Annotated in this window: 13 protein-coding genes; 5 read left to right on the forward strand and 8 right to left on the reverse strand. The window is 61.2% G+C overall.

The window, feature by feature from the left end:
• Positions 1–13 precede the first annotated feature (13 nt).
• On the reverse strand, positions 14–1636 hold the full coding sequence (locus tag CLV85_RS08775) for a bifunctional NAD(P)/FAD-dependent oxidoreductase/class I SAM-dependent methyltransferase (RefSeq protein WP_100389148.1): 1623 nt from the start codon (positions 1634–1636) through the stop codon (positions 14–16).
• A 107-nt stretch (positions 1637–1743) separates the two neighbouring features.
• Between CLV85_RS08775 and CLV85_RS08780 the strand changes: the two genes are divergently transcribed.
• Positions 1744–2295, forward strand: coding sequence for a helix-turn-helix domain-containing protein (locus CLV85_RS08780; RefSeq protein ID WP_100389149.1), 552 nt, complete (start codon positions 1744–1746; stop codon positions 2293–2295).
• 46 nt (positions 2296–2341) lie between these two features.
• Here CLV85_RS08780 and CLV85_RS08785 read toward each other — a convergent pair whose 3' ends face one another.
• Positions 2342–3193 (reverse strand): M23 family metallopeptidase, encoded by an 852-nt coding sequence (locus CLV85_RS08785; protein ID WP_100389150.1) that lies wholly within the window; start codon positions 3191–3193, stop codon positions 2342–2344.
• A 79-nt stretch (positions 3194–3272) separates the two neighbouring features.
• Positions 3273–4463 (reverse strand): RimK family alpha-L-glutamate ligase, encoded by a 1191-nt coding sequence (locus tag CLV85_RS08790; RefSeq protein WP_100389151.1) that lies wholly within the window; start codon positions 4461–4463, stop codon positions 3273–3275.
• 18 nt (positions 4464–4481) lie between these two features.
• On the opposite strand from CLV85_RS08790, the gene CLV85_RS08795 reads away from it, so the two are divergent.
• Positions 4482–4970 carry an ATP-dependent zinc protease family protein gene (locus tag CLV85_RS08795; RefSeq protein WP_100389152.1) on the forward strand — a complete coding sequence of 163 codons (489 nt, stop codon included), beginning with the start codon at positions 4482–4484 and terminating at the stop codon, positions 4968–4970.
• 120 nt (positions 4971–5090) lie between these two features.
• Positions 5091–6224, forward strand: a complete 1134-nt coding sequence (locus tag CLV85_RS08800) for a baeRF11 domain-containing protein (protein WP_100389153.1) — start codon at positions 5091–5093, stop codon at positions 6222–6224.
• 65 nt (positions 6225–6289) lie between these two features.
• On the opposite strand, the gene CLV85_RS08805 is transcribed toward CLV85_RS08800, so the two are convergent.
• The gene (locus CLV85_RS08805) at positions 6290–6814 is read right to left on the reverse strand and encodes a DUF427 domain-containing protein (protein WP_100389154.1); all 525 of its coding nucleotides are present in this window, start codon (positions 6812–6814) and stop codon (positions 6290–6292) included.
• A gap of 49 nt (positions 6815–6863) precedes the next feature.
• A complete protein-coding gene (locus tag CLV85_RS08810) occupies positions 6864–7499 on the reverse strand; it encodes a phosphatase PAP2 family protein (RefSeq protein ID WP_229820204.1) in 636 nt (211 codons plus the stop codon).
• Between the two features lie 195 nt (positions 7500–7694).
• Between CLV85_RS08810 and CLV85_RS08815 the strand changes: the two genes are divergently transcribed.
• A complete protein-coding gene (locus tag CLV85_RS08815; protein WP_100389155.1) occupies positions 7695–8504 on the forward strand; it encodes a DUF1206 domain-containing protein in 810 nt (269 codons plus the stop codon).
• A gap of 1 nt (position 8505) precedes the next feature.
• On the opposite strand, the gene CLV85_RS08820 is transcribed toward CLV85_RS08815, so the two are convergent.
• Positions 8506–9183 carry a phosphatase PAP2 family protein gene (locus CLV85_RS08820; RefSeq protein ID WP_169925784.1) on the reverse strand — a complete coding sequence of 226 codons (678 nt, stop codon included), beginning with the start codon at positions 9181–9183 and terminating at the stop codon, positions 8506–8508.
• Positions 9184–9364: 181 nt separating this feature from the next.
• Here CLV85_RS08820 and CLV85_RS08825 point away from each other — a divergent pair, with 181 nt between their 5' ends.
• Positions 9365–10369 (forward strand): diacylglycerol/lipid kinase family protein, encoded by a 1005-nt coding sequence (locus CLV85_RS08825; protein ID WP_100389156.1) that lies wholly within the window; start codon positions 9365–9367, stop codon positions 10367–10369.
• Here CLV85_RS08825 and CLV85_RS08830 read toward each other — a convergent pair.
• Positions 10366–11550 (reverse strand): FUSC family protein, encoded by a 1185-nt coding sequence (locus CLV85_RS08830; RefSeq protein ID WP_229820202.1) that lies wholly within the window; start codon positions 11548–11550, stop codon positions 10366–10368. The genes CLV85_RS08825 and CLV85_RS08830 overlap by 4 nt on opposite strands.
• A complete protein-coding gene (locus CLV85_RS08835) occupies positions 11547–12227 on the reverse strand; it encodes a helix-turn-helix transcriptional regulator (protein WP_100389157.1) in 681 nt (226 codons plus the stop codon). Before CLV85_RS08835 ends, CLV85_RS08830 begins: the two co-directional genes overlap by 4 nt.
• Between the last annotated feature and the right edge of the window lie 114 nt (positions 12228–12341).

A 12341-nucleotide genomic window follows, 5' to 3' on the forward strand; every position in this document is an offset into this window, starting at 1 on the left:
CTGACAGCGCGCCCTAAGAGCGCCGCACCAGCACGACCGAGTCTTCGATGGTGAAGGGATCAGCATCCGGTCGCGTGATCGTTCGCGGCCGCAGCTCCTTGAGCACGACTGTCCACTCAGCGGGATCGAGACGGAGCCTTTCCAGTTCCTTATCCGGAGTGGGAAAGTCGGCCTCGAAAGAGTGAGTCTGAGTCTGATCGTGGTCGTGATCGTGGTCTTCGCCACCAATGCCAGAAAAGGGGGATGTGGCGTGAGCTGTGACCAACAAATGACCGCCAGGAGCAACCATGCTTGTCGCCGCGCGGAGAATCTCAGCGCGGGCGAGACGCACGGGCGACTGTAAGAAGCTCGCGGTTACTAGGTCGAAACTGTCTTCTGGCTCGAACTCCGACAAGTCCGTGACGACAAAGCGAAGTTGGTCGCTGGAAAGTTGCGCCGCGTTAGCTGCGACTTGCGCACGCTCGAGGGCAGTCCGTGAGATGTCCACTCCTGTGGTCTTCCACCCCCGCGCGGCAAGCCACAGCGCGTCTCCGCCCTCTCCGCACCCTAGGTCGATTGCAGTTCGTTGACCAAGGGCGCCGCCGGGGGTTTCGGCAGCCAAACGTTGCTCGATTGACACAACCACGTCAGCGAGAACCGCGTTGGCATGACCAGACCACACTTGAGTGTTGTGGGCATACCGTTGTTCCCAGAATTCAGTTGGCGTCAGTGTTCGTTCTGCCAGATCGAAGTCTTCCACCACGAGTATTCCATTGACGGCGGCCCCTGCCATCGCTCCCGCCCCGATGGACATGGGAACGGTCAGCATCGGGTTCACCACGTTGCCCGCAGCCCAGATGCGATCGTGGCTCGTCTTACCGGCGGCATCGACCGCGACCATCGAAACGCCCGCAATCTCAGCGCGCGCGAGCTGCAAATCGGTCAGGAACGAATCGTGTGGCCGCGGCGTTCCTGCGGTGAACAGAGCATCGATGGACGTCACGAGGCCGTCGGCGGTGTGCACTGCGATCGGCCCGCCTGCCTCACCCGCAAGCTCCACCACGGGAGAATCGATGAGCTTCACTCCTCGAGATCGCAAGCGCGCGACGGTCTCCTCTGGAACATCACCCACCGCGGCCGTGAAGACCGTGACGTTGTCGCTCCACTGGCGGGCGAGAAAGGCCTGATGGAGTCCGACGAATTCTGTCGCGAGAACCCCCAGGGCGGAGTCGCGAATCTCCCACCCGTGGCAGTAAGGGCAGTGAATTACGCTGCTGCCCCACCGCTCGGCGAGGCCCGGGATCTCAGCGAGCACATCGGCGATTCCTGTTGCGACCACTACGGCGCGGGTCGTCAGCACGCTGCCGTCCTGCAACGCGACGCGCACGCCATCACTCACATCATCCAAGCGATCGACCGCGCCGGCAACGACCTCGACGCCGTATATCCCGAGCTCGGCTTCGCCTGTGTGGCGCAACTGCTGCGGAGAGGATCCCTCGTGCCCCAGCACCCCATGCATATGAGCAGCGAAACGATTACGGGGCTCCCCCGCATCCACGACAAGCGTGCGGCGGCGTGCGCGACCGAGTAAAAGCGCAGCACTCAGGCCTGCGGGCCCGGCGCCGATGACAACAGCATCCCAGTGAGTATTTTCCATGTCAGCAGTGTGAGCGCGAGTGTATAGTTTCTGCAAGAAGATTTGCCGAATCGGCAAATATACGAAAGCGTGCCAGCGCTGCTTTACGTCGCTGACAGAGGATCACCATGCTCGATGAACTAGACCACGTTGGCCCACGCCTCCGTGCCGCACGCCAACGGCTCGGCCTCACTCTCGAAGAGACTGCCAGCCGCGCGTCAATGTCGGCGAGCACGCTGTCTCGCCTTGAGTCTGGCAAACGACAGGCATCACTCGAACTACTCGTGCCCCTGACCCGACACCTCGGGATCAGGATCGATGACCTCCTTCAGCCTGAGACTCGTGATCCGCGAGTGCACCGCCCCGTGGTCACTCGCGACGGGCTGACGATCGCGCCGCTTGCTCCCGACAGCTCTGCCATCCAGACTTACAAAATCACGTACCCACCCACAGAAAAACTCCCTGAACTGCGCGTGCATGACGGCTTCGAGTGGGTATATGTGCTCGCCGGCAAGCTACGACTGAGGCTCGGGGACCAAGATCTCGTTCTCACCCGAGGCGAAGCAGCCGAGTTCGACACCCGGACCCCGCACGCCGTATGCGCTGCGGGATCCTCACCCGCTCAGGTGATCAGCATCTTCAACAGCGAGGGCGAACGGATGCACACCCACCTCTCCTAGCGCGTTACTTTCTTCGCTAATTGATGCTGCGTATCGCCGGGGAAGACTACAACGCGGTGAGGTGCTCGTTTTCGGCGGGCATCGCATCGCGCTTCTCTGTTTCATCGTCGATAACGATGTCAGCGAAAAGCATAGGCAGTCCGTGGCCTGTCCACGCGGATGCCCGATCCATGAGTTGAGCGTGAACGTGCGGTTCGCTGGAGTTGCCCGAGTTTCCGCACGCGGCGATGGGCTGACCTGCCACCACAGTGTCACCGACTGCGACGAGAGCCGAATGCTGCTTCACGTGCGCGATAAGCGCGAACACACCATCCTCACCGCGAATGGTGATGTGGTTGCCGATGATGAGGCGGGGGCCGCCGATCTCTCGAATCGTGCCTTCCATCAGCATGTAGATGTAACCGAGGACTGAGGACCGAGCGCGATGATCACGCTGCGCGTCACTAGCGCGCACGACGACGCCATCGATCATTGCTCGAACGGGCTCGCCGAAAGCCGGGTACTCATTCGGATACCGCAGCGCCATTCCCGTGTCGAAGGCGGGTCGGGCACGTTCCTTCGGATCGAAAACGAGGTCGACTGCGTAGGTTTGGCCATAGGCCCGAACGCCGTGACTGGGCACCTGCGTCGCGGGGCTATTTAGCGCAGACCATCGCCCCGTTACGGGAGCCGCGACGGTCAGGGGCTCACGATTAGGCACGAGCTTGAGCCCCGGAACCAGCACAGCGAGCACCAGCAGCATTCCCACGATTCCTACCAATGGCAGCAGCGTGAGCACGGTTTTTACGAGGGCTATCGGAATGACTTGAGCGCCGACGGTTCCGGCAAAAATGATCATGACCGAGATGTACATGATCACCACGCGAGCACGATAAATGCCCGCGATCACCCGCCTCATGCTGCGGCCACTAGCGCGTCGCGAAGCGCCCCGGGGAACGCGAATTCAGATACCGGAAGATCGTCGATCTCTGCCACGTCTAGTCTTCGACGATCGGCTCGGGAGGCAGCTTGCGCACCTTCGCCCGGCGGCGACGACGAGCCGGAATCATGGCCCGCATTTCTTCGAGCTTGCCGAAGCAGAGCAGGCGGTCGTTCGCTTCGAGAACAGTGCTGCGGCGAGGGTTGGGCACCACGTTGGAGCCACGGTGCAGAGTGAGCACCGTGATGTCCTTCTCTCCCAAACCGGATTCGCCCAGCTGCTTGCCCACGAAGTCCGCGTCGCTACCAACAACGATCTCGGCGACGCCATAGCCCGTCGAGACGCTGAGGCGCTGGCGAACATCGATCTCGGGGAACGCCACCTGGTTGGCGATGTAGTCAATGATCGCGCCCGCGACATCCAACTCGGTGGCTCGCTCGATGCCTTCGAGTCCGGGCGACGAGTTGACCTCCATCACGAGGGGGCCATCTTTGCCCTCAAGCATGTCGACGCCGGCAACACGCAGACCCATGATCTGGGCGGCCTTCACCGCGGCGCGGTGGTATTCGGGCGAAAGCTCAACGGCTTCAACATTGCCACCACGGTGCACGTTCGAACGGAACTCGTCCCCCACCGCAACACGACGCATGGCAGCAACCACACGGTCACCCACCACGAGGGCCCGGATGTCACGGCCCTTGCTTTCGGAGATGAAGCTCTGAATCAGCACGTTCTGCTTCGTTGAGTGCAGAGTCTCGATGATCGCCTTGGCGACCTGAGTGTCGGGAGCAAGGATTACGCCAATCCCCTGCGTGCCCTCGAGCAGCTTGATCACGACGGGTGCACCGCCGACGCGCTCGATGGCCATCTCGACATCCGCCCGGTTGTGCACAAAGGTGGTCGCCGGCATAGCGATGTCGTGGCGAGAAAGAATCTGGGTGGCACGCAACTTGTCGCGCGAGTTCGTGATGCCACTCGAGGTGTTGGGCGTGTAGACATCCATTTGCTCGAACTGGCGAACAACAGCCGTACCGAAGTAGGTGATCGAGTTGCCGATGCGGGGCAGGATGGCGTCGTAGTCCGAAAGGAGTTTGCCGCGGTACTGCAGGTCAGGTTCGTCACCCGTGAGATCAATCGCGAACCGCAAAGTGTTGAGCACTTTGACCGTGTGGCCTCGCTGCTCGGCAGCCGCACGAAGTCGCTGCGTGGAATATGCATGCGGCGCACGGGAGAGGATAGCGAGTTTCATGGGGCGACCTGTCAAGATATGGGGGTGATAGAACCTACCCATTCAAACACGGTCGCGGGCTGGCGTGAGTGGGTCGCCCTACCCGAAATCGGCGTTTCGTGGATTAAAGCCAAACTCGACACGGGTGCGCACAGTTCTGCCATCCACGCGACGAATGTTGAAGAATTCACCGGCGCCGATGGCAGCGATTGGGTTCGGTTCACGGTCGTGCCATGGCAGAAGTCGGATGCCGACGCTGCGGTTGTCGAACGCGAGATTCACGATCGTCGTGCCGTGCGCAGCTCTTCTGGTCACAGTGAGGACCGCATCGTGGTTTTGCTGCACGTCGAGCTCTTCGGGCAGACGGTCACCGCGGAGACCACGCTGACGGATCGCAGCGACATGGGCTTCCGGATGCTCATAGGGCGTGAGGCCCTCGGCCAGGGGTTCTTGATCGACTCGAGCGCCTCGTTCTTGGGCGGTCGTGCCCCGCGCGCCATTCGTCGCCGCAATCAAGGCCGCGGCTAGCGGGCATCCGCCTCACGCTGAATGCAATTGCGCTCAGTCGCGGTCGCGCCACAAACGCCCTCTTCCAGTCAACCATAATGACCTGATTGCGTTCCCAGTCGCTCTCGATATGGTGACGGCATGAGCATCGATATCCCCACTCATGAAGACCTTGTAGAACTCTCGCAGCAACGGAATGCGGCAAGCGTTTCCTTGTATGTGTCACCGGGATCCACCGATGGCGGTCCCCCCATCGGCCGCGATACTGAGGCTGCACGCCTCGCCCTTCGCTCCTCCGCTACGGAAGCGATTGCCGAACTCGGCGTGCTCGGTGTCGAGAAGGCCGAGTTGGATGCGATCGGCCAGGCATTGGCCGCGCTTGATCACGACACCAACTTCTGGTCATCATCCGCTCGCTCCGTGGCGGTCTTCAGTTCGCCTGAAGTCACGCGAGCGTTTCGTGTGCGCAACGAACTTCCCTCTCATGTCGCCACTGGCGATCGGTTCGACCTCGGCCCGCTGCTCCGCGCCACGACTTTCGGGCACTCGGGCTATGTGCTCGCGCTCACTCAGGGCAGCGTGCGGCTATTGGCTCTCAATGCTGACGATTCGAGCGTGGAACTCGCTCTGCCGACCCTTCCCGACGACCTCGGGCGTTCCCTCGAAACCGCCGACAACGAGGGCAAGGCAGATATGCCCCGAGCCGATGGCGCCCTAGGACCCAAGGTCGAACTTCGACGCTATTGTTCTCGCGTGCAAGAAGCAGTACTTGATGTCATCGGCGCATCCGGACTGCCGCTCGTGCTCGCCGCATCCTCCGACCTGCAGCCTGCTTACTACGAGGTCTCGACGTATCGTGGACTACTTTCCTCTTCGATCGATGCGAACCCCAGCTCACTGTCAATCGACGACTTGGAAGTTCGCGGCCGCGCCCTCCTGGCCGACAGCCACTCGGCTGAGTTGGAATCGTGGCGCTCGAGTTTCGGCAACAAACAAAGCAACGGTCTAGCGAGCTCTCAGCTGAGTGACGTCGCTCATGCGGCGACCGCTGGCCTCGTTGACACCCTGTTGTTCGACCTCACTTCAGTCGACGAAGGCACTATCGACGAGTATGGCAACACCACGTTCGCGAACGAACCAGGCCCCAGCACCTATGGCCTAGTCGACGAGATCGCGGCGCGAGTCTTGCGTACGGGTGGCACGGTAAAGGCGGTCCGCAGCGACGACCTTCCGGATGACTCCCCCGTTGCCGCCACGTTCCGCGGGCCGCTCTAGGCCGACACTGCACGAACCGGCAGCCGCCCGAGCGGTGGGTTGCTGCGCCTAGTCAACGGCGGCAGTTACCAACCCATCGTTCCGGGCGCACCTTTAAACGGGCCAACGAGGTTCTTGGTGATCCAGCCACCATAAAAATCGCCAGCTTGCGAGGTGACGAGCTCGCCATCGATCTCGCACGAATCCATCTGGCCCGGGTACAGCGCCACCCGCGTTGCCAGCTCTTCGAAGCGGCGCGTGGGCTCGGGGTAGATCCAGCCTGCGCGCTCGGCCACGACTCCCCCGGCTACCACATCAAAGTAGTGGGCCTCTCCCTTGAATTCGCAGAAGCTTGTTCCCTGAAGCGGCACGAGCACGCCCTCAGGGAAGGCCGCGATCGGAACGTAATAGACCGGCGGATGACTCGTCTCGAGCACTCGGACGGCATCCGTAGTGTCGACGATCACCGTGCCGCCCAGCCGCACCACAACGCGCTGAGGCATGTGCTCCACGCGCGGAGGTCGCGGATAGTCCCACACCGATTCTTGCCCGGCCTTCGGCTTTACGGGCTTGGGGCGCGGTAGGGGGCGGGGGTAGCCGGCGGGAGTCATGGCTCCATCCTGCAACCCTGCGCTGGGATGCTCCTGCACGCGACTGCTGCTAGAGCGTTGCGCTTTCAGTCTCCGCTGGAACGCGAGCCGTTCGATGAGTATCGATCGCAATCACCGAGCCTACGACGACGAGGGAGAGCGCCATCGAAGCAAGCACATCACTAGTCCAGTGATATCCCAAGTACAGGCGACTGAGCGCCGTTCCTATGACGAATACCACTGCGACCACGTAAGCGAGAGCGGCGATCCATGGAGCACGGCGGCGGGAGAAGACCAGGAAGGTCAGGATTAGAAAGAAGTCTGCAACGCCCAGAACATGGCCGGAGGGAAATGAAAACGTCATGTCCGGTCCGTAGAGCATGAGATCGACCGGCGGGCGATCACGTTGCACCACCCGAGTAATGATCTGCACGATGATGACGCCAGATAGTGTGCCCGCAGCAAGCACGAACGGACGCCACGAATGCTCAGCACGGATGCCCCAAGTAAGCGTGACCACGAGCACGATTATGGGGAGCGCGATCGGCCCAAAAACTTCGGTGAAGACCACCATGAGCACAGTGAGGCTTTCGGTCTGCTGTGACTTGAGCCACGCTTGAACCGCGGTATCCATAGGCTCGAGAACCGAGGGCTGCAGTACTGCCCACCACAGAAAACCGAGCGCTAGGGCCCCTGTCGCGACCATGACGGCAGCGAGGACTAATAACCGCTTCTTAGCGTCAACGGTGAGGACACGTTTTTCCGTGAATAAGCGCGCGTGCAAGCGCTCTCGCCGAGAATGACCTACGGCTGAAGTGCGATCGTTCATGCTCCGGCTTTCGAGTTTGTCGTGGGCATAGGAGATGGTAACCCGAGAGATGACTCGCATACACTGTCCGTCATGAATCATGCTTCCGCATCGAGCGCAGCCCGCAGCGCCCAGAACAGCACGGCACTTCGCATTCTGGCTCGTCTGGGGTTTGCTGTGAACGGTCTCGTTCACATTCTGATTGGCTCCTTAGCGATCGGCATCGCTATAGATGGCGGCGGCACTGACGCGGATCAGTCGGGAGCATTCCGCCAGCTTGCGTCGACGCCGGGCGGCGTATTTCTCTTGTGGTCCGTCGTCATTGGGATGTTTGCGCTCGGTCTCTGGCTACTCATTTCAGCGTTCCTGATGAAGGGCGGCGATTCGAAACGTCGGTGGGCTCGACGCGCCGCGGAGGCAGCAAAGGGGCTCACCTATTTAGCGTTGGGCTCAAGCGCGATTCCGTTCGCGCTGGGCGGCTCTAGCGATTCGTCGAGCAGCACGAGCAGCCTCAGCGCGAAGTTGATGGAGAATCCTGTCGGCTTGGTCGTGCTTGGCATTGCAGGCGTGGCTGTTGTCGGTGTTGGCGCGTACTTCATCTACAAAGGCGTCACAAAGAAATTCACGGAAGTCATCTCGCTGCCGCGCGAGCCACTGCGAAAAACAGTCTTAGGGCTGGGCATCTCGGGGTACGTGGCCAAGGGCATCGCTATCGGCATAGCGGGAGTGCTCGTGGTGGCGGCAGCCATCACCCACGACCCCAGCAAATCGTCCGGCCTGGATGGCGCGTTGACGAGCCTCATCGGGTTGCCGTTCGGCGTCGCACTGCTGATCGTGATCGCCATCGGTCTTATGGGGTATGGCGTCTACTGCTTTGTTCGTGCTCGTTTCGCACGCTTGTAGATCAGACCTGACTGCTGCGGATCCGGCGTTCGCCGTCGATTTTTGCCGCCAACGGAGCCGCGACCACGACAGCTATCCCGACTCCGAGTAAGAGTGCACCAACGGTGTCCGTGAGCCAGTGCGCACCGAGGTAAGTGCGGCTGAGCATCATGATGATCGTGTAAAGCGTTCCCGCAACCCACACCCACACGCGGGGAAACAGAATTGCCAAGCTAAACGCCATCACCGCGGCATTCCCGACGTGACCTGAGGGGAACGATCCGAAATCAACGGTGACCAAGATAGTGTCGGGGCGCGTCCGCGCGAAGAGGTGTTTGAGCAATTGCACGGCCCCGCCGGTGAGCACCGTCGCGAGTGTGAAATAGAGGGCGCCCCACGGCCGTCTTCTCAGCAGCAGCAAAATGATGATTGCACCGGGGACAACGAAACTCGCAACTATGCCCGCTCCCAGAAAATTCATTGCGAGCGACACTGATTGCAGAACCGGGTTGGAGTTCTCGGTGAGCAGCGTCATCCACCACGAATCGATGCCGAGTGGGTTGCCATTTTCTCGAAGAACGATGAGTGCTCCCAGAGCGACAGCCAAACCGAGTGCGACACAGCCACTCACGAGCGGCCAATGACGCCGAACGCGGTGGGCACTTTCGACCGCTGCAACTTCGGGATGTGAGTTCACCATGGCGTAATGCTAAAACTTTGATCGGCGGGTTGCATACCTTCTCAGAACTCCATCGCTTGGGAACGACTAGAGTCATCTCACTGTCGGCTCCGGCCGCCACAACGACAGCATTCCGCTGTTCGACCGTCGCGAAGCGACGCCGCCAAAAATGCGAACTGCATGGCTTACTTGAGGGAGACCGATGACCGAGAAGTCCACCAGCGATAGCTCGTCGCCGCGAGCTGTGGCCGTTGTCTACAACCCCATCAAGGTCGATCTCGACGCGATCAAGGCAGCCGTGGCAGCTCTCGAGAGCGAGACCGGTTCACAGCCGACAACCTTCCACGCCACCAGCAAGGAAGACCCTGGTGTCGGTGCCACGAAAGAGGCTCTGGATGCTGGCGCCGACGTCGTGATCGTCGCAGGCGGTGATGGCACAGTGCGAGCCGTCGCCGAAGCTCTGCACGACAGTGACGCCGCTCTCGCGTTGATGCCCTCAGGCACAGGAAACCTGTTCGCCCGCAACTTGGGGCTTCCGCTCGACGATGTGGAAGGTGCGGTGCGAACCGCATTCACCGGAGTCGATCGGTCGGTCGACATCGGCCTCATTGACATCCGTGACGAGAACGAGAAGCTCTCTCGGCATGCCTTTGTGGTGATGGCTGGGCTCGGCCTCGACGCCAAGATGCTCGCCAACACCGACGACGATCTCAAAGCGAAAATTGGTTGGTTGGCGTACGTGAGCGCAACTGTAAAAGCCGTCGCAGACGACAGCGAGTTGCGTTTGAAGTATCGTCTCGACTCCCGGCGTTCACGATCGGCTCGAGCCCACACCGTCATTGTCGGCAATTGCGGATCGTTGACTGCCAATGTGCTGCTGCTGCCCGATGCCGCTCCCGACGACGGATTCCTTGATGTTGCGGTCATGCGGCCACAGGGCCTCATCGGCTGGGTGCAAATTCTCGTGAAAGTGCTGTGGGAGAACGGGGTACTTCGTCGCATCAAGGGCGGCCATCACTTGACGACCAAAGACGTTCGGGCGCTCAGCTATGTCAAGGCACAACAATTGACAGTTCGCCTCGACAAGCCAGAAGAGATCGAGCTCGACGGCGATGAGTTCGGCAAAGCAATCGCATTCACAACCAAAATCAAGGCTGGCGGCCTCACCGTGCGGGTTCCACAGGAAGCAAATGCGCCCCTGAGCTAGTCGTCGGCCTGCTCAACCTCCGCTGCCTCCGCCTCCTCCGCCGCCTCTTCAGCCTGCTCAAGGCGCGCGTTGAGGGCCGCGAGAATCCTGGCGATGTCCATTGAAATCGCGGCCGAGGCACCCATGCTCGTCGCGTTCGCGTCGGCCTTGCGGGCGTCCAATTCGGCGGTTAGCGCAGCAAGAGCGTCGGTGGCTAGGGCGTGCGCTTCTTCACGATTTTCGAGCGAGTCCCAATCGCGCAGGGCGTCTGCCACCGCAGCAAGCGCAGTACTCAACGCCGGGCGCAGTTCGGGGCGCAGCTGAACTTTGATCGGAGTTCCCCACACGGCGCCGGTGAGTACATCCGTGATGTCCCGCACATGGAAGGTGACGTTTTCGAGAGCGGCGAGGTCTTCGTAGTCCGCTTTGAGGTCACGCCGGTATCGGCGCGCACGCGGGTTCGCTTTGCGGCTCTCGTCCGCCAGCAGCACAGCCGCCCGCACCTCTCCGGAAACTGCGACAAGCGAGTCCTTGCCGGATGCCCAACCGTCCCGTTCGGGCGGCCAACTCTCGGCAAGGGCCTCGGCAATCTCCGAGAGGTGGTCAGAGAGAACCGCGCGAAAGTTTGAGAGCTGCTGATCGACAGCGTTGTGGGTGAGCGCGGGGAAGATGAGGAAGTTCACGAGCAAGCCGACAACGATTCCGAGTGTCGCTTGCTCGAGATATCCCAGCGAATAGTCGTCGGCATCCGGCCCACCAATGATGAGCACGAAGAGCACGGTGACGGGGATGTATTCGCGGTTCGCTCCGAACCAGCCGGTGGCGGCGATCAGTGCGCCGGCACCGACTGCGAGGGACATCGTGAGAACGCTCGGCGAGCTGAAAATAATGACAGCCCCGGCCAGCAGGATTGCGACGGTGAGGCTGCCGAGCGTCTGGGCAGCGTTCTTCATCGATCCCATAAGCGTCGGATACATCGCAACAATGGCACCGAGGGGAGCGTAATAGGGATAGTTGTCGGCCACGCCAGGCAGGTAGGGCGCAATGGTCCAAGCGATGGCGACCGCAACGCCCGTTTTCGCGGCCTGCAGCATGCGCGTGCGGGTGATGTCTGACCGCATCCGTCCGGCCGTCTTAGTCACGGGTTGCAGCTTTGCTTTCACCGGCAGCAGTCGGTCGTCATCGAGCCTGAGGCGTTTCACACGTTCACCGCAACGTCCGCTGTTCCGGGGGTGGGTTCCGGATGCTCGATGCGCACACGATCGGGGCGAAAGCCGTGCTCGATCCCCCACAGCACCGCGTTGGTGCGACTCGTGGCACCGATCGTGCGATAGCAGCTACGAATGTAGGTCTTGATCGAGTTGATCGACAGGTGAGTGCGTTCAGCAATTTCGATGTTGGAGAGGCCCTGCGTGATCAGCGCGAGCACTTCTGCTTCGCGTTCGGTGAGGCCCTCTTCGCGCCCAGGCCAGTCGCCGGCCATGACACTGGGAATGGTTGGCCCGCCAATGTGTACTCGCTCTCCGCCCGCATTGATCTCTTCGAGAGCGGTAACGAGCTTCGCTGCGGGCAGGCCTTTAGAAATATAACCCGCAGCGCCATTAGCGAGAACCGCTGCGATATGCACGGGATCGAGGTTCCACGAATACACAACTACAGCACTAACGGCAGGATTCGTCGCGAGCTGGCGCACCACAGCACGGTCGCCTTGCGTGCCCGCAAAGGTGTCATAGAGCGCGATCGCGACGCGCTCGTCGACCTGCTTGTTGAGGTCGAGTTCGACCACCCGGATGCGGTTGGTATAGGAACGCAGCATGCCGACGACGCCACGCGCCACCACCTCGTAGTCGTTGACGAGAGCAACGTTCAGAACAGTCATGTCTCAACGATAGGTCTCGCCGCCTGAGCGTGGGGAAAGTTCACCCCTAAGGGTGAAGTCGTGCAGGTACCGCCCAGAATATTCTCAGCTTGTGGCGTGCCCGCCGCTCTACGC

The sequence above is a fragment of the Salinibacterium amurskyense genome (assembly GCF_002797685.1).
In the GTDB taxonomy this organism is placed as follows: Bacteria; Actinomycetota; Actinomycetes; order Actinomycetales; family Microbacteriaceae; genus Rhodoglobus; species Rhodoglobus amurskyensis.

Bases quoted from the DNA above. Each gene is read 5' to 3' on its own strand.
- CLV85_RS08815 (WP_100389155.1), top strand. From the start codon at position 7,695: ATGAATCATGCTTCCGCATCGAGCGCAGCCCGCAGCGCCCAGAACAGC.
- CLV85_RS08805 (WP_100389154.1), bottom strand. From the start codon at position 6,814: ATGACTCCCGCCGGCTACCCCCGCCCCCTACCGCGCCCCAAGCCCGTA.
- CLV85_RS08800 (WP_100389153.1), top strand. From the start codon at position 5,091: ATGAGCATCGATATCCCCACTCATGAAGACCTTGTAGAACTCTCGCAG.
- CLV85_RS08825 (WP_100389156.1), top strand. From the start codon at position 9,365: ATGACCGAGAAGTCCACCAGCGATAGCTCGTCGCCGCGAGCTGTGGCC.
- CLV85_RS08775 (WP_100389148.1), bottom strand. From the start codon at position 1,636: ATGGAAAATACTCACTGGGATGCTGTTGTCATCGGCGCCGGGCCCGCA.
- CLV85_RS08835 (WP_100389157.1), bottom strand. From the start codon at position 12,227: ATGACTGTTCTGAACGTTGCTCTCGTCAACGACTACGAGGTGGTGGCG.
- CLV85_RS08795 (WP_100389152.1), top strand. From the start codon at position 4,482: ATGGGGGTGATAGAACCTACCCATTCAAACACGGTCGCGGGCTGGCGT.
- CLV85_RS08810 (WP_229820204.1), bottom strand. From the start codon at position 7,499: ATGGTCGCGACAGGGGCCCTAGCGCTCGGTTTTCTGTGGTGGGCAGTA.
- CLV85_RS08790 (WP_100389151.1), bottom strand. From the start codon at position 4,463: ATGAAACTCGCTATCCTCTCCCGTGCGCCGCATGCATATTCCACGCAG.
- CLV85_RS08780 (WP_100389149.1), top strand. From the start codon at position 1,744: ATGCTCGATGAACTAGACCACGTTGGCCCACGCCTCCGTGCCGCACGC.
- CLV85_RS08820 (WP_169925784.1), bottom strand. From the start codon at position 9,183: ATGGTGAACTCACATCCCGAAGTTGCAGCGGTCGAAAGTGCCCACCGC.
- CLV85_RS08785 (WP_100389150.1), bottom strand. From the start codon at position 3,193: ATGAGGCGGGTGATCGCGGGCATTTATCGTGCTCGCGTGGTGATCATG.